This window comes from Stenotrophomonas sp. S41 (assembly GCF_016624625.1).
Taxonomy (GTDB): Bacteria; Pseudomonadota; Gammaproteobacteria; order Xanthomonadales; family Xanthomonadaceae; genus Stenotrophomonas.
Window position 1 is genome coordinate 59,684 of sequence record NZ_JACVTV010000003.1, and the last position, 21,860, is coordinate 81,543.

Sequence of the window (21,860 nt, forward strand, 5' to 3'; positions counted from 1 at the left end):
GTCGCGGTGCCTCAGCCGATCTCCGCCGCCGCCGTGCGCAGGGCCGCCACCAGTTCCGCGGTGGCCGATTCGGGGATCCAGCCGGACATGGCGATGCCGGCGTGGACCGGGTCGCCCATGGCGATGGCGACGATGTGGTGGTCGCGTTCGTCGGCGACGTGCACCCGGGCATGGCCCTGCGCGCGGGTCACTGCCAGGGTCGCCAGCAGCTGCTCGATGCCCTCGGGGAACATCGGGATCGGCTTGTCCTGGTAGATCTCGCGCACTTCGTCATCGCTCAGCTGCGCCAGCAGCACGATGCCGATGCCGCTGGTGGTGGCCGGCAGCAGGCCGATGCGGCCCAGGCCCCGTGCCGCCTCGATGCCCGGCGGCGCATGGAACAGGTAGCTGACGCTGTCGTTCCACAGCACGCCCAGTGCCACGGTGTGGCCGAAGCGGCGCAGGCTTTCCAGCACCGGCAGCGCGCGACGGATCAGACCGGAGGCGAACAGGCTCTGCGCGGCCAGCACGTGCATGCCCGGGCCGGCGGTGTACTTGCGGTCGGCGGTCTGCCGCGCGATGCCCAGATAGGCCAGGGTCTTGAGCAGGCGGTTGACCCGCGTCGGGTTGGCGTCGAGCTGGCGGGCCAGTTCACGGCAGCCCACCGGCTCGGGCGACGACGCCAGTGCCTGAAGGGTGGCGATGCCGTCGATCAGGCTCTGGTTGGGCTGGGCATTGGGCTTGGTTCGCATGCAGGAAGCGTACTGGCCGGACCCGTGCAATGCCACCAATAGCAACACCTGGGCGCATTCGCGCGGCCTTCTGCGACAGGCGGCGATACTGACGACCCCACCCGCGAAGCCCCCGATGCGACTGCTGGCCCTGACCTATGGAACCGAAGGCGACACCCGGCCGCTGGTGATGCTGTGCCATGGCCTGCGCCAGGCCGGCCACGACGTGGTGCTGCTGGCCGAACAGGGCACGCTGGGCAGCGCGCGCGAACTGGGCGTGCCGCACGCGGCGCTGGAAGGCGACATCCACGACGAAGTGGTGGCCCTGGTGGCACGCGGCAACAACCTGGCCGCCGCTTCACGCGGCCTGGCGCGGATGGCCGGCCGCCATGTGCCCGCCTGGATGGCGCAGGCGGATGCCGCCGCCGCCGGCTGCGATGCCGTTCTGACCGGCGGGCTGGCCGCGCTGGTCGGCCTGAGCGTGGCCGAGCGCCACGGCCTGCCGGCCATCGGCACCGGCATGATTCCGCTGACGCCGACGCGCGCCTTCGCGTCGCCCTTCCTGCCGCCGATGCCGCTGCCGGGCGTCGTGCGTCGGGCCAGCTACGGGCTGGTCAACCAGGCGGTGTGGCGCACCTTCCGCAGGCCGATCAACGCCGCGCGCGCCGCACTGGGGCAACCGCCGCGCCGCACGCTGTGGACCGGCCTGCCGATGCTGTACGGCATTTCCCCGCAGCTGCTGCCGCCACCTGCGGACTGGCCGGCTGACCACGTGGTATGCGGGCAATGGCGGATGCCGGAACAACCGTGGTCGCCGCCGGCCGACCTGCAGGCCTTCCTCGATGCCGGACCCGCGCCGATCTATCTCGGCTTCGGCAGCATGACCGGCTTCGACCGCGAGCGCGTGCTGCCGGCTCTGCTGCAGGCGCTTGCACCACGCCGCGTGCTGCTGTTCCCAGGCTGGGCCGGACTGCCTTCGGGTGCGTTGCCAGCAAACGTGTTCGTGCTCGGACCGACCCCGCATGAAGCACTGTTCCCACGCTGCGCGCTGGCCATCCACCATGGCGGCAGCGGCACCACGCATTCGGCCTGCCGCGCCGGTATTCCTTCGCTGGTGATGCCGTTCGCCGCCGATCAGTTCTTCTGGGCGCGGCGCCTGCAGACGCTGGGTGTGGCGCCGGCGCCGCTGTCACCGAAGCGACTGGATGCCGCCACGCTGGCGGCGGCGATTGCGTTCGCCGAGGACAGCGCGACGCGTGCGCGTGCTGCTGCACTGGGCGTAGCGATGGCGAGCGAAGATGGCGTGGCCACTGGCGTGGCGATGATCGAGCGCTGGCTACAGCCCCTGTAGAGCCAAGCCCATGCTTGGCTGCGGCGCCCAACGCCGCATCAACGCATCAGCGCAGATGCGGAATCACCTGGGCCAGCAGATGCGCATCCTTCAGCGCGCCGTGCAGACCACGGTTGCTGGGAATGCGCAGGCGTGTGAGTAGATCGTCCAGCTTGTTGGGCTGCCCGGGCCAACGCTGCTGGGCGATCTTCAGGCTACAGGTCACCCGGCAATGGTGACCCAAGCCGATCGGATGACCGGCCAGGCGAAGTTCGTGGTCCAGGAAACCGACGTCGAAGGTCGCATTGTGGGCCACCAGTTCGCTACCGCGCACGAATTCAATCAGTTCCGCGGCCTTGGTGGAAAACAGCGGCTTGCCGATCAGCATCGCATCGCTGATACCGTGCACGCGCTGCGCGTGAGGATCCACGCGTCGTTGCGGCTGCAGGAACGTGTGGAACTGCCGCCCCGTGATCCGTCCGTCGATCATTTCTACTGCGCCGATCTCAATGATGCGATGGCCCTGTTTGTGCGACAGGCCGGTGGTTTCGGTGTCCAGCGCGACGATACGATGCATGGGGGGTGTTGTTCTTGCTGATCTGCCTGGAATGGTCGCACGATGCCTTGCGCTATCGACCTAGGAACTCTTGCAATCCTTCAGGTGCGACAAGCAGCCGAGCGTGGGCTCGGCTCTACAGCGCCCCGTGTCACCCCAACACCTCCACCGCCCAGTCAATGAACACCCGCAGGCGCTGGCTCATGTGCCGGTTCGGCGGAAACATCACGTGCATCGGCATCGGCGGCAGCTGCCAGTCCTGCAGTACCGGCCGCAGTTCACCGCTGGCCACATGCGGATCCGCCATGTAGCTCGGCAGCGCGACCACGCCCAGGCCCGCCACGCCGGCGGCCAAGTAGGCATTGCCATCGTCGAAGCCCACCGCATGCCGGCCCTGCACTTCAATGCGCTCATCACCGCGCTGGGCGGTGAACACGCGTGCGCGACCGGTGCGCGGGCTGAGGAAGCCGACCATGTGATGGTCCGGCCCTTCCAGCGCGTGCGGGTGCGCGGGCATGCCGAAGCGCTGCAGGTACGCAGGGCTGGCGTGGAAGCCGATCGGCAAGCTGGCCAGTGGCCGCGCCACCAGCGCCGGATCGGCAGGCGCACCGCCACGGATCACGCAGTCCACGTTGTCGGCGATGACATCGACCTCGCGGTCGCTGACGCCGATGTCCAGCTGGATGTCCGGATAGCGCGCGTGGAAGTCCGGCAGCGCCGGCACCAGCTGCAGCCGCGCGTATGGACCGGGCACGTCGATGCGGAGGCGCCCGCGCGGCTGGCTGGCGGCATCGCCGAGGCCGCCCTCCACCTCTTCCAGCTCGGCCAGCAGGCGCGCGATGCGTGGGTAGTAGGCCGCGCCATCGGCGGTAACGCTGACCCGCCGCGTGGTGCGGTTGAGCAGGCGCAGCCGCAGGTGCGCTTCCAGCTGCTGCGCCAGCTGGGTGACCGTGGTGCGGCTGACCTGCAGGGTGTGCGCGGCACGGGTGAAGCTGCCGGTTTCCACCACGCGGGCGAAGGCGCGCATCGCCTCGAAACGGTCCATGGGCCGGGCCATGATTGTTTGGGATTGGCAATCAATCTAGGCCGATCATCGCTGTTTATCCAGACAGCGCCGGCGAGCAGCATGGAGGCCTTCCCTCTGGAGCCTCCCCAATGACCCCTCGTAATGTCGTTTTTCCCGCCGGCCGCCAGGCCCTCTATGAGCGCAACCGCTACTCGCCGGCCATCCGTTTCAATGGCTTCCTGTTCGTCTCCGGCCAGGTCGGCAGCCGCGAGGACGGCTCGCCCGAACCGGACTTCGAGACCCAGGTGCGCCGCGCCTTCGACAACCTCAATGCGGTGCTGGCCGCCGCTGGCTGCAGCTTCGATGACGTGATCGACGTAACCGTGTTCATGGTCGACCCGGAAACCAACTTCGAGAAGGCCTGGGCCATCGTGCCCGAGTACTGGGGCGAAGCGCCGCACCCGACCCTGACCGGCATCGGCGTGACCTGGCTGTATGGGTTCCAGTTCGAGATCAAGGTGATCGCGAAGCTGCCCTGACGTCTGCTGTAGAGCCGAGCATGGGCTCGGCTCTACAGCCCGTAGCCTCAGTCGGGAGCAAACTCCAGCGTGCGACGCCAGCGCAGCGGCGTCTGCGCACGCGCCGGGTCAGGCCCAAACCGGGTCAGCCACCCGGCCGCCAGCGCGCGCTCACGCAGGCGCTCGCCGATGCCTTCGGCGGTCTCCACCTCGACATGGGTCACCTTGCCTGCGGCATCCACGTCCATCGCCCAGACCAGCTTGCCCACCCACTCGGCCGGCGGAATGGACGCGTCGTAGTTCGGCCGCCCCGCCACGTAGGGCTGGTCATGCCGCAGGTACAGGGGCGACGCCTCCAGCGTCGGATCCACGCGGATCTGCGCGCTGCCACGGCGTCCATCCCCCAGCACGGCATCGACGGTCCACATCCCGGCCGCGCCGGTACTTCCAAGGTCAGCGGCATAGCACTTCTTGCGGCCCCGGTAGTCCTCGTGGGCCGTGCGCGAGACCTGCACGCCCTTGGCATCACGGATGTCGATGTGCAGGCCCGCCACGTCGGTATCGACGAGATTGGCAGCCACGCAGATGCGGTGATCGTGGTGGCCGTCGGCAATGAACAGCTGGGTCTGCGAGCGCGCGAGGGCATCTGCCGGGGTCGGCGCCCACAGGAATTCCACGTAGACGTCCTCGGCGGCGACTGCGACGGGACTGGCCAGTATCAGCAGCAGGCCTGCTGCGGCAATGCGTGCGGTCATCGTTCCTTCCCTGGTGACGAATCCCGATCCTCGACGATGGTGCGTGGCGGAGCAACCAGGCCGGAGGGTCAGAGCCCTTTCCTGCGGAAAGGGATCCGCCCCCCCATTGATATTGTATCCACCGGAAACCGCTTGCTAGCCTGCCCTCCATGCGCTGGATTGCCCGCCACCTCCGTTCGACCCTGCTGACGCTGCTGATGGCGGCATTCGTGGTCGTGCCGGTGGCCGATGTGCTGGCCTGTGCGGTGGAACCGCATGACACGGTCGCGGCCCATGTTGAAGCCGCGGCCGACGACGCAGACGGCGACAGTGACGGCACGCATACCGGTGCCTGCAGCCATAACCACTGCCACCACTCCAACCTGAGCCTGCCGGCCGGCACCGTTGCTGCCTTCGGCACGCCGCTGCCGGCACGCTGGATGGCGGACGGTGACAGCGCGACCTATGCCGTCGCGCAGGATGAACTGAAGCGTCCTCCCCGGGCGTGAGTTGAGCGCGTCCCGCGATCGCGGGCTTCCGTTTCACTCACAACCGGACATCCTTCATGTCGAACTCGACACCTCGGTCGCTGCGTGCGGCCGGGCGGGTCATTGCCGTATTGCTGGGCCTTGCCCCGGCACTGCAGGCGATGGCGCAAGCCGCCCCTTCCTATGACACCCTGCTTGAACGCCTGGACCAGCTGCCCGGCGCCCGCGTTGGCGCGGCCCTGGCCGACGCTGCCGAGGCACGCGCCGAGCAGGCCCGCGCCCTGCCCAACCCATCGCTCTCCTACACCACCGAAAACGCCTGGGGTACCGGCAGCTACGGCGGCATGGGCCGCGCCGACAACGTGCTCACCCTGTCCCAGCCGCTGGAAATCTGGGGCCAGCGTGGTGCACGCGTACGTGCTGCCCGCGCCGAAGCACAGGCCGCAACACTGCGTGGGACGCAGAGCCGCAGTGATGTAGCCAGCCAGCTGGCGGCGTTCTACGCGCAGGCCGAGAGCGCGCTGCGTCGTTACGCCCTGGCCAAGGAAGCGCTGACCCTGACCCGCGACGATGCCGTGGCCGTCGACGCGCTGGTGGAGCAGGGCCGCGAACCGCAGCTGCGCGCGGTGCAGGCGCGCAGCGAAGTGGCCAATGCCAGCGCCGCGCTGGATGAAGCGCAGGCCTTCCGCGATGCGGCTTTGGCGCGCCTGACCAGTGCGGCCCTGCTGGATACGCCGGTGCAGTCGATCGACAGCAGCCTGCTGGATCGCACGCCGCCGCTGCCACGCGGTGCAGCCGATGCCGCGCTGGCGGTGCGTATCGCCGAAGCCGAGGCACAGGCCAGCACCCGTCTGGTCGACGTGGAGCGCAAGCGTGCCCTGCCCGATCTCAGCGTGACCGCCGCGCAGACCCGTTTCCGCGAGGACCGCGAACAGGCCTATACGCTGGGCGTGAGCCTTTCGATCCCGTTGTTCGACCGCAACCGCGGCGGCATCCGCGCGGCCAGTGCCGAACAGCGTGCGGCCGAAGCGCGGCTGGACCAGCAGCGTCGCGACAGCGAAGCCGAGCGCCTCGCGGCGGTGGCCGGGCTGAAGGCTGCCGGCAGCCGCACACGCGCCGCCGATGACAGCGTGGTGGCTGCCGAAGAAGCCTACCGGCTGGCCCGCATTGGCTTCGACGCCGGACGCATCTCGCAGCTGGAACTGCGCAGCACGCGCAGTGCCCTCATCGCCGCACGCGGCAGCGCCGTGGATGCGCGCCTGTCGCGCGTCGGCGCGGAAATCGATCTTGCCCGCCTGGAAGGGCGCGCCCCGTTTGTGGAGGTTCGCTGATGTTCTCCCGTACTATTTCGTTGATGACCGCTGCACTGTTGGGCGCACTGCTGGCCGGCTGCACTGGCACTGCACAGACCCCAACCGCCGCTGCCGACGATGGCCACGGCCATGCACCGGGCAGCGCTGAGAACACCACAGGCAACGCGCCCGAAGCCGATGAAGGCGTGGTCGCGCTGACGCCGGCACAGATCAAGGCGTCGTCCATCGAAGTGGTCGCCGTCGGTCGTGGCGGTGGCGGCTCCACGCGCCTGTCCGGCCGTGTCGAACCCTCGAACGGCGCGCGCGCCTCGGTGGCGTCCAGCGTGACCGGCCGCGTTGAACGCGTGCTGGTGGCACCGGGCACGGCCGTGAAGCAGAACCAGGCGCTGGCCATCGTGCTCAGCGGCGAGGCCGCGGTGTTCCGCGCCAATGCACTGGCGGCCGCCGCCGAAGCCAAGGCCGCACGCCTGGCCCACGGTCGTGACAGGGCGCTGGTGGAACAGGGCGTGGTCGCGCGCCAGGAGCTGGAAACCTCGCATGCACGTGCCATGGCTGCGCAGGCGCAGGCCGCGGCGGCACAGGCACAGGCCGCCGCCAATGGCGCGCCCGATGCCAGCGGCCGCGTGCGCATCACCAGCCCGGTGGCCGGCATCGTCGGCAACGTGCAGGTCACGCCGGGCGGCGTGGTCGCTGCCGGCAGCGTGGTGGCCGAGGTCGCCGATCCGGCGATGAACGAGCTGGTGTTCACCGCGCCACCGGCGCTGGCCGCGCAGGTCACGCCGGGCATGACGCTGGAAGTGAGCGTGCCGGGCGGCAGCTTCACCGCCACCGTTACCGGTTCGGCCGCGGATGTGCGCCAGCAGGGCGGCGTGGCGGTGATTCGTGCCATGCCGGTGGACGCCGCGTTGCCGCCAGCCGGTTCGCCGGTCTCGGCCGTGGTGGTCACCGAGGCCCAGGGCGACGCGCTGAGCGTGCCGGCCGATGCGGTGCAGAACGTCGATGGCCGCAGCGCGGTGTTCGTCGCCGTCGACGGCGGCTTCAAGGCGCAGCCGGTGCTGGCCGGCCGCCGTGCCGGTGACCGCATCGAGATCCTCGGTGGCCTGACCGGCAGCGAACGCATCGTCGGCGCCAATGCCTTCCTGCTCAAGGCCGAACTGGCCAAGGGCGAAGCCGAGCACGGCCACTGAGGAGGCGACCATGTTCAAGCTGATGATTGAAACCGCGGTGCGCCACCGCTGGCTGGTGGTGTTCGCGGCCGCGCTGCTGGCGGCGGTGGGCCTGCTGCAGCTGGGCAAGCTGCCGATCGACGCGGTGCCGGACATCACCAACCGCCAGGTGCAGATCAACACGGTGGCCCCGGCGCTGACGCCGGAACAGATCGAACGGCAGGTGACCTACCCGCTGGAAACCGCGCTGGCCGGCATTCCCGGCCTGACCACCACGCGCTCGCTGTCACGCAATGGCTTCTCGCAGGTCACCGCCATCTTCACCGATGCGACCGACATCTACTTCGCCCGCCAGCAGGTGGCCGAGCGCATGCGCGAGGCCGCCGACGATCTGCCCGACGGTGCGTCGCCGCTGCTGTCGCCGGTCACCACCGGCCTGGGCGAGGTGCTGATGTGGACGGTGGACTTCACCGCGTTCGATCCGGCCCAGCTGGCCAAGCCCGGTGCGGCCGGCTGGCAGGCGGGCGAGGTCTACCGCACGCCGGAAGGCACCCTGCTGCGCACGCCGGAAGAACGCGCCACCTACCTGCGTACCGTGCAGGACTGGATCATCGCGCCGCAGATGCGCTCCAGCCCGGGGCTGGCCGGCGTCGATACGGTCGGCGGCTACGTCAAGGAATACGGCGTGCACCCGGACAGCGCGCGGCTGGCCGCGCATGGGCTGGGCCTGGCCGACCTGGTGACCGCCCTGCGGCGTTCCAACGTGCAGGCCGGCGCCGGCTTCGTGCAGCGCGCTGGCGAGGGCCTGGTGGTGCGTGCCGATGGGCTGGCGCTGACCACCGACGATCTGGCGCAGGCCCCGGTGGCCACGCGCAACGGCGTGGTGGTGCGCGTGGCGGATGTGGCCGAAGTGGCCTTGAGCCGCGCGCCGCGCCTGGGTGCGGCCAGCCGCAACGGCCACGAGGCCGTGCTCGGCACCGCGCTGATGATTGCCGGCGGCAACAGCCGCACCGTGGCCCAGGCGGCCGCAGAACGCCTGCGGCAGGTGAATGCCTCGCTGCCGCCGTCCATCGTGGCAGTGCCGGTGCTGGACCGCAGCGAACTGGTCAACGCCACCATCGGGACCGTGGCGAAGAACCTCAGCGAAGGCGCGCTGCTGGTGGTGGTGGTGCTGTTCCTGCTGCTGGGCAACCTGCGCGCGGCGGCGATCACCGCATTGGTGATTCCGTTGTCGTTCCTGTTCGCGGTGATCGGCATGAACCGCTTCGGCATCAGCGGCAACCTGATGAGCCTCGGTGCGCTGGATTTCGGCATCCTGGTGGATGGCGCGGTGATCGTGATCGAATCCACGCTGCTGATGCTGGGCCAGCGCCGCGCCGAACTGGGCCGCGCGCTGACGGCGATGGAGCGCCTCCGCGTGGCTGCCGATTCGGCCATGAAGATGGCGCGGCCTGCGGCCTTCGGCCAGCTGATCATCCTGCTGGTGTTCGCACCGATCCTCACCCTGGAAGGCGTGGAGGGCAAGACGTTCCACCCGATGGCGGCCACCTTCATGCTGGCCCTGATCGGCGCCTTCATCTTCTCCTTCACCTTCGTGCCGGCAATGGCCGCACTGCTGGTGCGCGAGCCCACGGTGAAGGACGGCGATGCACATGCTGGCGACGGCGAGCACGAGACGAAACTGATCCGCGTGCTGCGTGCGCGCATCGAGCCGGTGGTCCGTCGTGCAGTCGCGCATCCGCGCACGGTGCTGGCCGGTGCGGTGATGATGGTGGTGGTGGGCATCGGTTCGTTCTCGCTGCTGGGCCGCGAGTTCATGCCCACCCTGGACGAAGGTAACGTGGCGATGCAGGCCCTGCGCGTGCCGTCCACGTCGCTGGAGCAGTCGCTGGCGATGCAGCTGGCGCTGGAAAAATCGTTGGCCGAACAGCCGGAAGTGGAAACGGTGTTCTCGCGCACCGGCACCGCCGAAGCGGCCATCGACCCGATGCCGACCAACATCTCCGACAGCGTGATCGTGCTGAAGCCGCGCGCGCAGTGGCCCGATCCGTCGCTGGACAAGGAAGCGCTGGTGCAGCGCTTCGAGCAGCTGGCCGGGCAGCAGCTGGGCAACAGTTTCGAGTTCAGCCAACCGATCGAGTTGCGCTTCAACGAGCTGATTTCCGGCGTGCGCACGGACCTGGCGGTGATGGTGTACGGCGATGATTTCGCCGCCCTGCAGAAGGTGGCCGAGCAGGTGGCGTTGAAACTGCGCGCGGTGGACGGCGCCGCCGACGTGCGGGTGGAGCAGATTTCCGGCCTGCCCACGCTCAACGTCAGGATCGACCATGTCGCCGCCGCGCAGCATGGACTGACCGCGGCGGACGTGAGTGATGCGTTGTCCACCGGCATCGGTGGTACCGCGGCCGGGCGGATCTTCGAAGGCGACAGACGCTTCGATGTGGTCGTGCGCCTGGACGATGCCGCACGCAACGATCCGGACCAGCTGGCCTCGCTGCCGATCGCCACGCCGGCAGGCCAGGTCGTGCCGTTGTCCTCGCTGGCGCGTATCAGCGTCAGCGAAGGGCCGAACCAGATCAGCCGCAGCGACGGCAGCCGGCGGGTGGTGGTGCAGGCCAACGTGCGTGGGCGCGATCTCGGTGGCTTCGTCAGCGAGGCCCAGGCAGCAGTGGCCGACGTGGCGTTGCCCGCCGGTGCCTACCTGCGCTGGGGCGGCCAGTTCGAGAACCTGCAGCGCGCGGAGAAGCGGTTGGCCACGGTGGTGCCGGTGGTGTTCCTGCTGATCGGCGGCCTGCTGTTCATGGCCCTGCGCAGTGGCAGGGAAGCGCTGCTGGTATTCAGCTGCGTGCCGCTGGCCCTGGTCGGCGGCATCCTCGCCCTGCTGCTGCGTGGCATGCCGTTCTCGGTGTCTGCGGCGGTGGGCTTCATCGCCGTCTCCGGCGTGGCCACGTTGAACGGCCTGGTGCTGATGCAGGCGATCCGCGAGCGGCTGGAGGGCGGCGACCTGCCGATGCAGGCGGCCATCAATGGTGCCGCCAGCCGCATCCGCGCGGTGCTGACCACGGCCCTGGTGGCCATCGTCGGCTTCATACCGATGGCCATCGCCAGTGGTGCCGGCGCGGAGGTGCAGAAGCCGCTGGCGACGGTGGTGATCGGTGGTCTGATCACCGCCACGGTGCTGACGTTGCTGGTACTGCCGACGTTTGCCGGGCGGTTGGTGAAGCGCTGAGGCGTATTGGGGTCGGAGCCCTTTCCGGTGGAAAGGGATCCGACCCCGGGCCCAGGGTCAGGCCTTCTTGCGCTCGGCGATGTACGCCTGGATCTGCTGTTCCAGCACCGGCAGCGGCACCGAACCCTGCTTCAGGATCACGTCGTGGAAGCCCTTGATGTCGAACTTGTCGCCCAGTTCCTTCTCGGCCTGCGCGCGCAGGCGCACGATGGCGATCTCGCCCAGCTTGTAGCTCAGCGCCTGGCCCGGCCAGGAGATGTAGCGATCCACTTCGGTGGTCACTTCATGCTCGCTCAGCGCGGTGTTGTCGCGCAGGTAGGCCAGGGCCTGCTCGCGGGTCCAGCCCTTGCTGTGCACGCCGGTGTCGATGACCAGGCGCGCGGCACGCCACATTTCATAGGTCAGGCGGCCGAAATCCTCGTACGGGGTTTCGTAGATGCCCATTTCCACGCCCAGCTTCTCGCAGTACAGCGCCCAGCCTTCGCCATAGGCGGAGATGTAGGCGTTGCGGCGGAATTCGGGCAGGTCCTTCTGCTCGGAGGCGATCGCGCCCTGCAGCGCATGGCCAGGGTCGGACTCATGCAGGGTCAGCGCCGGCAGGTTGTACAGCGGGCGCGACGGCAGGTCGTAGGTGTTGACCCAGTAGGTGCCCATGCCACCGCGACCGGCGGTCCAGAACGGGGCGATGTCCGGCGGCACCGGCACGATGGTGAAGCGCGCACGCGGCAGCGTCATGAACCGGCCGAGCTGGCCATCGGCGCGCTTGGAGATCCATGCCGCGCGCGACAGCAGCTCTTCGGGGGTCTTGGCGTAGAACTGCGGATCGGTGCGCAGGAAGGTCAGGAACTCTGCGAAGCTGCCCTTGAACTGCACCTGCTGGATGATGTCGTTCATCTCCTTCTGGATGCGCGCCACCTCACCCAGGCCGATGCGGTGGATCTCATCGGGCGACAGGTCCAGCGTGGTGTATTCGTGGATCTGCTGCTTGTAGAAGGCCTTGCCACCGGGCATGGCCTCGGCGGCCAGGGTGGTGCGCGCCTGCGGCACGTATTCGCTGACGAAGAAGGTGCGCAGCTGCTGGAAGGCCGGCACCACCTTGCCGCTGATGGCCGCCGCGGCCTGTTCGCGCAGGGCGGCCTGTTGGGCGGCCGGGATGCTGGCGGGCAGCTTCTTGAACGGCGCGTACAGCGGCGAGGTCGTCGGGTCCTTCAGCTCGGCGACGGTGGCGATGGAGACCTCGCGGCCGTCCAGCACCGCGCGCGGCACGCTGAAACCACGCTTGAGGCCGGCGCGCATGTTGTCGGTCTGCTGGCCGAAGTAGCGCGGCACGTCGTTCAGGCGGGCGATGTAGTTGCGGTAGTCCTGCGCGGTCTTCATCTCGCGCCGGGCCATGAAGGCCAGGTTGGACCAGAACGAGGAGTCCGAATTGAACGGCATCTCGTAGGTGCGCAGGCGCGTGGCTTCGGCCAGGTTGAAGACCTGATCGCGGTAGATCGCGTAGTTGACCTGGTTGTCGGCCGACAGGGCCTTGACGTCGATCTTCTTCAGGTCGGCCAGGGTTTCGTCCCAGACCTTCAGGCGGGCCTGCTGCGCGGCCGGGCCGACATCAGGCATGCGGGTCGCGTTGGCCGGCGCATCCTCGTCCTCGCTGGCTTCGCCACCGCCATCCTGGCGCCACTTCCACTCCTTCTCGTACAGCGCACGGAAGGCGGCATCGGCGGCCGATTCGGCGGCCATGCTGGCCGGAGCGGCGGCCGGCGGCGCAGCCAGGGCGACCGCAGGAGCGGACAGGGCAATCAACAGAGCTACGGCAAGGCGGGTTTTCACGAGCACAGGTTCCCGGGAAGGCAGATCCCGATGATCGCACCGTGCAGGGCCCGAGGCATGGGACGAAGGTCCTGCCTGCGCCCGGCGCTACCAACGAACATACGGTAGATCCACGCCATGCGTGGATGCGCCGGGATCCGGCCGGGGTCAGAGCCCTTTCCTGCGGAAAGGGATCCGACCCCTGGCCCTCAGTGGCTGGCCTTGTCCCGCTTCCAGCCGCGGTGCTGGATGTCCAGGTGCAGGCTGTACAGGGCGGTGAACGCCGGGAACAGGTTCTGCAGCACGCCCACCGAGTCCTGCTTGGCCGAGAACAGGAAGTAGCTCAGGGTCATCAGGCTGCCGACCACGCTCATGTACCAGAACAGGCGCGGGATGACCGGCTTGCCGGCACGCTTGGACGCCACGAACTGCACCAGCCAGCGGCCGCCGAACATCAGTGCGCCGGTGTAGCCGATCAGCTTCCAGCCGGTGACGTGCAGGCCGGTCCAGTACAACCAGGTCAGCGGCTGGTCGAGCCAGTGCAGCTCCATCAACGCTCCTCCACCGCAGTGCGCTTGCTGCGGGTGATCAGCCACGCCACGCCGCGCAGGTCGCGGATGCCGACCAGGGCGCGGCCCAGGTTGTTGTACTTGGACACGCCGGCGGTACGGTGGCGGTGGTTGACCGGCACGCTGGTGGTCTTCCAGCCGGCGCGCTGCATCAGCGCGGGCAGGTAGCGGTGCATGTGGTCGAAGTACGGCAGATCGAGGAAGGCCTCGCGCTCGAACAGCTTGATGCCGCAGCCGGTATCGGGGGTATCGTCGCGCAGCATGCGCGCGCGGATCGCGTTGGCCCACTTGCTGGCCCAGCGCTTGCTGCCACTGTCCTGGCGGTTGACGCGCCAGCCGGCGAACAGCTTCACCTGCGCATCAGCGCTCTGCCGCGCAGCCAGTAGTTTCGGAATATCGGCTGGGTCGTTCTGGCCGTCGCCATCGAGGGTGGCGATCCACGGCGCGCGCGCATTTCGCACGCCGGTGCGGACGGCGGTGCTCTGCCCGCTCTGGCTGACATGGTGCAGCACGCGCAGTTCCGGGGTGCTGGCCTTCAGGCCCTGCAGCACGGCCAGGCTGTCATCGCGCGAGTTGTCGTCCACGTAGACGATCTCGAACGGCAGGTGGCCGCGCAGCGCGGCGACGATCTCACCGACCAGGGGCGCGACATTGTCGCGCTCGTTGAACACCGGGACGACAACGGAAAGCTCGGGGTGGCTCATGGGTCACTCGGCCAGCAGGGATACAAAGACCGCGCATTCTCCGAAGCCGAGGTTATCCGAAGATGAATCCGGCTGCGTGAGGGTCACTCCTCAGGCACGATCGCCAAAATACTCGCGACACCACTGCACGACCGGCGGCAGGCCCTGCTCGATCGGGGTGACCGCATCAAAGCCGAAGGCGTCATGGGCGCGCCGGGTGTCGGCCATCGTGCGCACCATGTCGCCTGGCTGCATCGGCTTGTAGACCTTCTGCGCGGGGCGGCCGGCGGCCTGCTCGATCACGCTGATGAAGCGCTCCAGCTCGACCGGCGTATGGTTGCCGAGGTTGAACACCCGGTGCGGCACCACGTCGGTGCTGGGGTTCGCGAGGGCGCCGAGGATGCCCGATACGATGTCGGAAACATGTGTGAAATCGCGCTGCATGCGCCCTTCGTTGAACACGTCGATCGGACGTCCGGCCAGCACCGCGCGCGAGAACAGCAGCGGCGCCATATCCGGCCGGCCCCACGGGCCGTACACGGTGAAGAAGCGCAGGCCGGTGGCATGCAGGCCGTACAGCTGCGCATAGGTGTAGGCCATCAGCTCGTTGGCGGCCTTGGTGGCCGCATACAGCGAACGCGGCTGGTCCACGCGCTGGTCCTCGGAGAACGGAGGCGTGGCCGAATCGCCATACACCGAGCTGCTGGAGGCATACACCAGGTGCTGCACGCCACGGTGGCGGCACAGCTCGAGCATGTTGACGAAGCCGGTCAGGTTGCTGTCGACGTAGGCGTGCGGGTTTTCCAGCGAGTAACGCACGCCGGCCTGCGCGGCCAGGTGGATCACCGCGGTGGGCTGCACCTCATCGAACAGCGCAGCCAGGCCCTGCTGGTCGGTCAGGTCCAGGGTGCGCAGGTCCAGGCCCGGGCACAGCGCAGCCACGCGATCGCGCTTGATCTGCGGGTCGTAGTAGTCGTTGAAGTTGTCCAGGCCGACCACGGCCTGGCCGGCCTCCAGCAGCGCGCGGGCGGTGTAGGCACCGATGAAGCCGGCAGCGCCGGTGAGCAGGATGGTCATGGCCGGGGCCTGGATACGAAGTTCAGACCCCAGATGTTACCGGTCTCAGAAGAAACCGAAACGTTTCCGCGCCACATTCACCCGACCCGGCACGATCACGTCCTGGATCTTCTTCGCATCGAAGCGATCCAGCAGGGCCTCGGCGTCCTTCTTCAGCTTCAGGTCCATCTCCTCCGGATACAGGGCAACGATGGACATGAACTCGATGGTCCGGGCGTCGTCCAGCTGCAGCGTGCCGAAGCCCTCGGGGGCGGTGACCGGCGGCAGCACGATGGCGCCATCGAAACCCACGCCCGGGGCGTAGGGCTCGGCCGGGTGGCCGTTGGGAATGGTGTGGCCGAAGCCGAGCCAGGTGTCGTACTCGTGCGGTAGCCGTGCCAGCGTCTTCAGCAACCGCACCGGCCAGTAGTTCCGCTCGTCTTCGAAGGCATCACCGCTGATCGGCCAGTCGGCCGGCAGGGTCACCATCAGCTCCATGTATGCCGAGCCGGGCGCACCTTCGGGCAGGGTCATCGGCAGGTCGCTCATGCCCGAGGTCACCAGGCGCAGGTACGGAAACGGCTCGCTGGCCGGCACCACGTGCACGTCGATATGCACGAGGTCGGAGATGATTTCGTGGAGTACGCCCGAGATCGGCCCCAGGTGGCGCTCGATGTGCGCGCTGATGGCCTCGATGTGCGATTCACCCTGGGCCGGAGTGAAGTCCTTTTCCCGGCTGTGCACCAGGATCGGGCTGCCGCCCGGGCTGACGTCGTCGATGTCCATGCTCATTCCTGCTCCCTGGATGAGCCGCGGCACGAAGCCGTCCCGCGGCGTGTGCGTTTCCCTGCCGAGCGCTGCTGCAGCGCTGCCGCGCTCAACCCTGGCGGGTGCGCAGCTTTTCCAGCACGCCGTCCAGCGTGTCCAGATCGGTGTAATGGATGATCAGCTTGCCCTTGCCGCCGCGGCCGTGGTTGATGGCCACCTTGGTGCCCAGCGATTCGGACAGCTCGGTTTCCAGCGAGGCGATGTCGGCCTGCTGCACCTTCGGCGTGGCCACCGGGCGGTTGCTCGGCACCTTGCCGGCGGCGAAGGCCTGCGCACGGCGCTCGACTTCGCGCACCGACCAGCCTTCATCGGCCGCTTCCTGCGCCAGCTTGCCGGCCAGTTCCGGGGCCAGGGTCAGCAGCGCGCGGGCGTGACCCATTTCCAGGCGGCGGGTTTCCAGCAGCAGGCGGATGGCCACCGGCAGCTCCAGCAGGCGCAGCAGGTTGGACACCGCCGCGCGCGAGCGGCCGACGGCCTCGGCGGCCTCGGCGTGGGTCAGAGTGAACTCGCTGATGAGGCGCTGCAGCGCTTCGGCTTCTTCCAGCGGATTGAGGTCTTCGCGCTGGATGTTCTCGATCAGCGCCATCGCGATGACGGTGCGGTCTTCCAGCTCGCGCACCACCACCGGCACTTCGTCCAGCCCGGCCAGCTGCGATGCACGCCAGCGGCGCTCACCGGCGACGATTTCGTAGTTGCCCGCCGGCAGCTGGCGCACCAGGATCGGCTGGATCACGCCCTGCGACTTGATCGAATCGGCCAGCTCGGAGAGCTTGCCTTCGTCCATCTCGCGGCGCGGCTGGTACTTGCCCGGCTGCAGCTGGCCCACGGCCAGCTTGCGCAGCACTTCACCCGGCAGGGGCTCGATGACCGCAGTGGTGGCCTGCACCTGGCTGGCTGCGCCCTTGGGGCCCAGCAGGGCGTCCAGTCCGCGGCCGAGGCCTCGCTTCTTGGCTGCAGGCTTGCTGGTCATCAGGCGGTCTCCACGGCCTTGGCGGCCTTGTTGCGATCGTTGTTGCGGCGGATGATCTCGCCGGCCAGGCCCAGGTAGGCCACGCCACCGCGCGAGGCACGGTCGTAGCCGACGATGCTCTGGCCGTGGCTGGGGGCCTCGGCCAGGCGCACGTTGCGCGGCACGATGGTGCGGAACACGCGGTCACCGAAGTGCTCGGTCAGTTCGGCCGACACCGCGTTGGCGAGGTTGTTGCGCACGTCGAACATGGTGCGCAGCACGCCCTCGATCTCCAGCACCGGGTTGAGGTTGGTGCGCAGCGCTTCGATGGTTTCCACCAGCGCGCTCAGGCCTTCCAGTGCGTAGTACTCGCACTGCATGGGCACCAGCACCGAATCGGCGGCGGCCAGCGCGTTGAGCGTCAGCAGCGACAGCGCCGGCGGGCAGTCGATCAGGATGTAGTCGTACTCGTCGCGGATCGGCGCCAGCGCGCGCTTCAGGCGCTGCTCGCGCTCTTCCTGCGCCATCAGCTGGATCTCGGCCGCGGTCAGGTCGATGTTGCCCGGCAGCAGGTCGTAGCCCTCGGCGGTGGCCACGCGCACGTCGGCTGCCTTGGCTTCGCCCAGCAGAAGATCGTAGGTGGAGGAGACCAGCTCGCGCTTGTCCACGCCACTGCCCATGGTCGCGTTGCCCTGTGAATCCAGGTCGACCAACAGCACGCGCTTGGGTGCGTTGGCCAGGGAAGCGGCCAGGTTGACGGCGGTCGTGGTCTTGCCGACGCCACCCTTCTGGTTGGCGATGGCGATGATGCGGGCCATGCGGGTGTGCCTCGTCGACGTGTGCTGGGACCGGTCATTATGCGTACAACCGGCCCCGTGCGGAAATCATGGATCGCCAACCCGTTGTTTCGCAAAGGGCTGGCGGCGGGGTTCAGGGGCCTGTAACAGTGACCAGATGGCGTTCGCCGGCCAGGCCGGGCACGCTCAGCGGGGTCACCTCGCGCACCTGCCAGCCTGCCGGCAGGGCCGCGATCTCGTCATGCGGGTAGACGCCCTTCATGGCCAGCAGCACGCCACCGGGGCGCAGCAGGTGGCCACCGACGCGGACGATGCCGGCCAGGGTGTCCATCGCGCGCGCGGTCAGCTGGTCGTAGCGGCCGGCCTCGTCCAGCGCCTCGGCGCGCGATTCGGCCACGCGTGCATTGGTCAGGCCCAGCTGGCGCACGGCTTCGCGCATGAAGCGCGCCTTCTTGCCGTTGCTCTCCACCAGGGTGACCTGCAGGCCCGGGCAGGCGATGGCCAGCGGGATGCCCGGCAGCCCGGGGCCGGTACCGAGATCGGCCAGGCTGCCATCGGCCACGAACGGCTGCATCGCCAGCGAATCGAGCAGGTGGCGGGTGACCATTTCCTGCGGATCGCGGATGGCGGTGAGGTTGTAGGTGCCGTTCCAGCGGTGCAGCAGCGCCAGGTAGCGCAGCAGCGGCGGCGCCAATGCGGCCGCCAGGCCCATGCTGGCCAGGCCCTGTTCCAGCGTGGAGACCACGCCGGCGGGAAGATCGTGTTCGCTCATGCCGTCATTATCGCCGGTTTTGCCCGCCGGTTCGCCGCTTCAATGCGGATACCAGGCCAATGCCGCGCGGAACTGGCCACTGGCCTGCCATTCGTGCAGGTGCCAGCGCTCGGCCTGGCCCAGTTCGGCGTCGCACCAGCGCAGGTGCAGGGCACCATCGGCGCCGGGCGCCAGCTGCAGGCGGTGCAGGCCGAAGGAGATGCCCTGGCCGTGCGCCTTGAGCAGCGCTTCCTTGGCGCACCACACGCGGAAAAACCAGTGTTCGCGCTCGTCGGCGGCCAGCCCTTGCAGCCACGCCACTTCATCGGGGTGGAAGAAGCGCTGGATGATTTCCAGCAGCCGCGGGCGCGGGCGCAGCAGTTCCAGATCCACGCCCAGCCGCACGCCCTCGCCCAGCGCCACCAGCAGCACCTCGCCGCTGTGGCTCCAGCCGGTGCCGTAGTGGGCCAGCGCGCCGGCCAGCTCCGGCCGGCCCTTGTCGTCGCGCACCAGCGGCAGGGCATCGGGTTCGCCGCCCAGCGCCTGCGCCAGCACCTGCCGGGCCTGCGGCTCACCGCGCTGGCCGGGCACATGCGGGCAGCGCCAGACCGTCACCGGGCCGAAGCGCCAGGGGCCGTCGAGGGTGGCTGGCAGGCTCATCCGCACGCGCCCGTCACGGGATTGCACGACGGTTTCACGGCGCTGCGGGTCAACTGGTCCCCGTCCCTTCCCCTTCCAGAGGTCACGTTCATGGGCATCATCATCTGGCTGATCGTTGGCGGCATCGTGGGCTGGCTGGCCAGCATCATCATGCGTCGCGACGCCCAGCAGGGCATCATCCTCAACGTCGTGGTGGGCATCGTCGGCGCGCTGATTGCCGGCTTCCTGTTCGGCGGCGGCATCAACGATGCCATCACCCTGCGCACGTTCCTGTTCTCGCTGATCGGCGCGGTGATCCTGCTGGCCATCGTCAACCTGTTCACCCGCAAGAGCATACGGTGATCTGAACGGTAGCGCCGGGCCATGCCCGGCGTTTCCCTGCCGCCGCTGCGCTCGCCGGGCATGGCCCGGCGCTACCGCTTCAACCGATCTCCACCCACGCCGGCGCATGGTCGCTGGGGCGTTCCCAGGTGCGCGGCTCGCGGTCGATGCCCGAGGCCACCGCGCTGGCCTTCAGCGCATCGGAGACCAGGGTCAGGTCGATGCGCAGGCCTAGGTTGCGGCGGAAACCGGCAGCGCGGTAATCCCACCAGCTGAACACGCCAGCCTCGTCGTTGTGCAGGCGGAACGCATCATGCAGGCCCAGCTGCAGCAGCTTCTGCAGCGCACCGCGCTCGGCGGTGGAGGTCAGGATGTGGTTCTCGTTCCAGACCTCGGGGTCGGGCACGTCGCGCACGTCCGGGGCGATGTTGAAGTCGCCCATCACGATCAGCTTCGGATGGCGCTGCAGTTCCTGCGCGATCCAGGCGTGCACCGCTTCCAGCCAGCGCAGCTTGTACTCGTACTTGTCGGTGCCGACGTCCTGGCCGTTGACCACGTACAGGTTGATCACCCGCAGGTCGCCGAAGGTACCGGCGATGACGCGCTTCTGCTCGTCCTCGAAGCCGGGGATGCCGATCTGCACGTCCTGCGCCGGCTCACGCGACAGCAGCGCCACGCCGTTGTAGGTCTTCTGGCCGGCGAACACGCTGCGGTAGCCGGCGGCGATCAGCGCCGAATCGGGGAACTTGTGGTCCTCCAGCTTGGTTTCCTGGATACCGACGATGTCCGGGCCGAAATCCTTGAGCCACTGCTCCAGGTGCGGCAGGCGGACATTGAGCGAATTGACGTTCCACGAGGCGATTTTCATGGGGCCATTCTACCCGGCCCCGCTTTGGTAGACGCCAACCTTGGTTGGCGCGTGAATCTCCCGCGTGCGCAGATCCCTTCAGTAGAGCCACGCCATGCGTGGCTTCACCGAACCAGCAGCCTCAACAACCCCGCAATCTTCGAATACGGCGGCCGCAGCCGGTCACTGGCCGCCCAACGCGACTGCCACAGCACCGGCAGCCGCTTGCTCATGGCATCGAACCCGGCCCGGCCGTGGTACGCGCCCATGCCACTCGCCCCCACCCCGCCAAACGGCAGGCCGTCGGCGGCGAAGTGCAGCAGCGTGTCGTTGACCGTCACCCCACCGGCAACCACCTGGCCGAGGATGCGCTCCACCGTCGCCGTGTCATGGCTGAAGGGGTACAGCGCCAGCGGCCGGTCGCGCGACAGCACATCGGCCAGCGCCGCCTCCAGATCCGGGTAAGCCCGCACCGGCAGGATCGGCCCGAAGATCTCCTCACGCATCAGGTCCAGATCATCCGGCGGGTCCAGCACCACGGTCGGCACCAGCAGGCGCTCGCGGTCGGCGCGCGCGGGGTCCACCTGCGCCAGCGGAATCACCGGCACGCCGCGCTCGCGTGCCTGCGCCAGGAAACCCTGCAGGCGCTGGTACTGGCCTTCGTTGATGATGCGCGTGTAGTCGCCGGCATCGCTGAAGTCGCCATAGCGCTCGCGCACCTGCTGCTGCAGCGCCTGCACGAACTCACGCTGGCGCGCCGTGTCGATCAGCACGTAGTCCGGTGCGATGCAGGTCTGGCCCGCGTTGAACCACTTGCCGGTGGCCAGTCGCGCGGCGGCCTTTTCCAGCGGGAAATCGCGGCAGACAATCGCCGGCGATTTGCCGCCCAGCTCCAGCGTCAGCGGCACCAGATGCTCGGCTGCGGCGGCCATCACCTTGCGCCCCACCGCCGTCGAACCGGTGAACAACAGATGGTCCAGCGGCAGCGAGGACACCGCCGCAGCCACATCCGCCCCGCCCTGCACCACCGCCACCCGATCGGGCGGGAACACGCCGGCCAGCAGATCGGCCAGGAACGCGCTGGTGCGCGGGGTGTGTTCGGAAGGCTTCAACAGCACGTGGTTGCCCGCGGCGATGGCCGTGACCAGCGGCACCAGCGCCAGGGTGACCGGGTAGTTCCAAGGCGAGATCACCCCGACCACGCCCAGCGGCGTCGGCCGCAGCTGCGCGCGCGCCGGCCACAGCTTCCAGCCGGCCGATGCGCGCTGCGGCTTCGACCAGCGCCGCAGGTGCCGGCACAGGTGGTCGATGGCGGACAGCACGCTCATTCCATCGGCCAGCTTCGATTCGACGTGGGCGCGGTGGCCGAAGTCCTCGGCGATGGCCTGGGCCATGTCATCCATGCGCGTCTGCAGCGCCTCGCGCAGGCGGCGCAGGTCGGCGTCGCGCTGGTCGAGCGAAGGGCGCTGGGCCTGCCAGGCGCTGCGCAGGGTCTGCAGGATGGCGGGGAGGTCGGTTGGGGCGGTGGTGGTCATGGGCCGAT

At 68.8% G+C, this 21,860-nt stretch carries 22 protein-coding genes; 7 read left to right on the top strand and 15 right to left on the bottom strand.

The features are described 5' to 3' along the window. Positions 1 to 11: 11 nt before the first annotated feature. Complete coding sequence (locus tag IAE56_RS01370) at positions 12 to 731, bottom strand: helix-turn-helix domain-containing protein (protein ID WP_079224290.1); 720 nt, start codon at positions 729 to 731, stop codon at positions 12 to 14. 115 nt (positions 732 to 846) lie between these two features. On the opposite strand from IAE56_RS01370, the gene IAE56_RS01375 reads away from it, so the two are divergent. Further along, complete coding sequence (locus IAE56_RS01375; RefSeq protein WP_200751177.1) at positions 847 to 2,061, top strand: glycosyltransferase; 1,215 nt, start codon at positions 847 to 849, stop codon at positions 2,059 to 2,061. A gap of 46 nt (positions 2,062 to 2,107) precedes the next feature. Here IAE56_RS01375 and dnaQ read toward each other — a convergent pair whose 3' ends face one another. Both dnaQ and IAE56_RS01385 read right to left on the bottom strand, forming a co-directional pair. Continuing rightward, positions 2,108 to 2,617 (bottom strand): DNA polymerase III subunit epsilon, encoded by a 510-nt coding sequence (dnaQ, locus tag IAE56_RS01380; protein WP_200751178.1) that lies wholly within the window; start codon positions 2,615 to 2,617, stop codon positions 2,108 to 2,110. A 130-nt stretch (positions 2,618 to 2,747) separates the two neighbouring features. Next, complete coding sequence (locus tag IAE56_RS01385; RefSeq protein ID WP_200751179.1) at positions 2,748 to 3,641, bottom strand: LysR family transcriptional regulator; 894 nt, start codon at positions 3,639 to 3,641, stop codon at positions 2,748 to 2,750. A 110-nt stretch (positions 3,642 to 3,751) separates the two neighbouring features. Here IAE56_RS01385 and IAE56_RS01390 point away from each other — a divergent pair, with 110 nt between their 5' ends. After that, positions 3,752 to 4,141 carry a RidA family protein gene (locus IAE56_RS01390; protein WP_200751180.1) on the top strand — a complete coding sequence of 130 codons (390 nt, stop codon included), beginning with the start codon at positions 3,752 to 3,754 and terminating at the stop codon, positions 4,139 to 4,141. A 47-nt stretch (positions 4,142 to 4,188) separates the two neighbouring features. Here the strand turns inward: IAE56_RS01390 and IAE56_RS21035 are convergent, their stop codons facing one another. Next, positions 4,189 to 4,875, bottom strand: coding sequence for a hypothetical protein (locus tag IAE56_RS21035; protein WP_234455813.1), 687 nt, complete (start codon positions 4,873 to 4,875; stop codon positions 4,189 to 4,191). 149 nt (positions 4,876 to 5,024) lie between these two features. On the opposite strand from IAE56_RS21035, the gene IAE56_RS01400 reads away from it, so the two are divergent. Genes IAE56_RS01400 through IAE56_RS01415 form a run of 4 tightly spaced genes read left to right on the top strand, consistent with a single transcriptional unit; the run spans position 5,025 to position 11,050 of the window. Then, the gene (locus tag IAE56_RS01400; protein ID WP_200751181.1) at positions 5,025 to 5,363 is read left to right on the top strand and encodes a hypothetical protein; all 339 of its coding nucleotides are present in this window, start codon (positions 5,025 to 5,027) and stop codon (positions 5,361 to 5,363) included. Between the two features lie 56 nt (positions 5,364 to 5,419). Next, a complete protein-coding gene (locus IAE56_RS01405) occupies positions 5,420 to 6,673 on the top strand; it encodes a TolC family protein (protein ID WP_200751182.1) in 1,254 nt (417 codons plus the stop codon). Further along, entirely contained in the window at positions 6,670 to 7,842 is a 1,173-nt protein-coding gene (locus IAE56_RS01410) for an efflux RND transporter periplasmic adaptor subunit (RefSeq protein WP_200751204.1), read from the top strand. The genes IAE56_RS01405 and IAE56_RS01410 overlap by 4 nt, the downstream gene beginning before the upstream one ends. A gap of 10 nt (positions 7,843 to 7,852) precedes the next feature. Then, positions 7,853 to 11,050, top strand: a complete 3,198-nt coding sequence (locus tag IAE56_RS01415; protein ID WP_200751183.1) for a CusA/CzcA family heavy metal efflux RND transporter — start codon at positions 7,853 to 7,855, stop codon at positions 11,048 to 11,050. A gap of 57 nt (positions 11,051 to 11,107) precedes the next feature. On the opposite strand, the gene IAE56_RS01420 is transcribed toward IAE56_RS01415, so the two are convergent. The 9 genes from IAE56_RS01420 to IAE56_RS01460 all read right to left on the bottom strand — a co-directional run bounded on the left by IAE56_RS01420 (position 11,108) and on the right by IAE56_RS01460 (position 19,149). Further along, the gene (locus IAE56_RS01420) at positions 11,108 to 12,877 is read right to left on the bottom strand and encodes a DUF885 family protein (protein ID WP_200751184.1); all 1,770 of its coding nucleotides are present in this window, start codon (positions 12,875 to 12,877) and stop codon (positions 11,108 to 11,110) included. Between the two features lie 188 nt (positions 12,878 to 13,065). Then, positions 13,066 to 13,407 (bottom strand): lipid-A-disaccharide synthase N-terminal domain-containing protein, encoded by a 342-nt coding sequence (locus tag IAE56_RS01425; protein WP_108760679.1) that lies wholly within the window; start codon positions 13,405 to 13,407, stop codon positions 13,066 to 13,068. Further along, on the bottom strand, positions 13,407 to 14,129 hold the full coding sequence (locus tag IAE56_RS01430) for a glycosyltransferase family 2 protein (RefSeq protein ID WP_108770490.1): 723 nt from the start codon (positions 14,127 to 14,129) through the stop codon (positions 13,407 to 13,409). Before IAE56_RS01430 ends, IAE56_RS01425 begins: the two co-directional genes overlap by 1 nt. A 90-nt stretch (positions 14,130 to 14,219) precedes the next feature. Then, positions 14,220 to 15,185: an NAD-dependent epimerase/dehydratase family protein gene (locus IAE56_RS01435; RefSeq protein ID WP_200751185.1), complete on the bottom strand. Its 966-nt coding sequence runs from the start codon at positions 15,183 to 15,185 to the stop codon at positions 14,220 to 14,222. A gap of 45 nt (positions 15,186 to 15,230) precedes the next feature. Beyond that, on the bottom strand, positions 15,231 to 15,956 hold the full coding sequence (locus tag IAE56_RS01440) for a suppressor of fused domain protein (RefSeq protein ID WP_200751186.1): 726 nt from the start codon (positions 15,954 to 15,956) through the stop codon (positions 15,231 to 15,233). 85 nt (positions 15,957 to 16,041) lie between these two features. Next, positions 16,042 to 16,962: a ParB/RepB/Spo0J family partition protein gene (locus IAE56_RS01445; protein WP_079224318.1), complete on the bottom strand. Its 921-nt coding sequence runs from the start codon at positions 16,960 to 16,962 to the stop codon at positions 16,042 to 16,044. Continuing rightward, positions 16,962 to 17,759, bottom strand: a complete 798-nt coding sequence (locus IAE56_RS01450; protein WP_200751187.1) for a ParA family protein — start codon at positions 17,757 to 17,759, stop codon at positions 16,962 to 16,964. The genes IAE56_RS01445 and IAE56_RS01450 overlap by 1 nt, the downstream gene beginning before the upstream one ends. A 112-nt stretch (positions 17,760 to 17,871) precedes the next feature. Then, positions 17,872 to 18,510, bottom strand: a complete 639-nt coding sequence (gene rsmG / locus IAE56_RS01455) for a 16S rRNA (guanine(527)-N(7))-methyltransferase RsmG (RefSeq protein ID WP_108770494.1) — start codon at positions 18,508 to 18,510, stop codon at positions 17,872 to 17,874. A 39-nt stretch (positions 18,511 to 18,549) separates the two neighbouring features. Continuing rightward, the gene (locus IAE56_RS01460) at positions 18,550 to 19,149 is read right to left on the bottom strand and encodes a 4'-phosphopantetheinyl transferase superfamily protein (RefSeq protein ID WP_108766856.1); all 600 of its coding nucleotides are present in this window, start codon (positions 19,147 to 19,149) and stop codon (positions 18,550 to 18,552) included. Positions 19,150 to 19,239: 90 nt separating this feature from the next. Between IAE56_RS01460 and IAE56_RS01465 the strand changes: the two genes are divergently transcribed. Next, positions 19,240 to 19,491 (top strand): GlsB/YeaQ/YmgE family stress response membrane protein, encoded by a 252-nt coding sequence (locus tag IAE56_RS01465; RefSeq protein WP_108766857.1) that lies wholly within the window; start codon positions 19,240 to 19,242, stop codon positions 19,489 to 19,491. 79 nt (positions 19,492 to 19,570) lie between these two features. On the opposite strand, the gene xth is transcribed toward IAE56_RS01465, so the two are convergent. Continuing rightward, entirely contained in the window at positions 19,571 to 20,338 is a 768-nt protein-coding gene (xth, locus tag IAE56_RS01470) for an exodeoxyribonuclease III (protein WP_200751188.1), read from the bottom strand. A gap of 104 nt (positions 20,339 to 20,442) precedes the next feature. Beyond that, the gene (locus tag IAE56_RS01475; protein WP_200751189.1) at positions 20,443 to 21,852 is read right to left on the bottom strand and encodes a coniferyl aldehyde dehydrogenase; all 1,410 of its coding nucleotides are present in this window, start codon (positions 21,850 to 21,852) and stop codon (positions 20,443 to 20,445) included. Positions 21,853 to 21,860 lie beyond the last annotated feature (8 nt).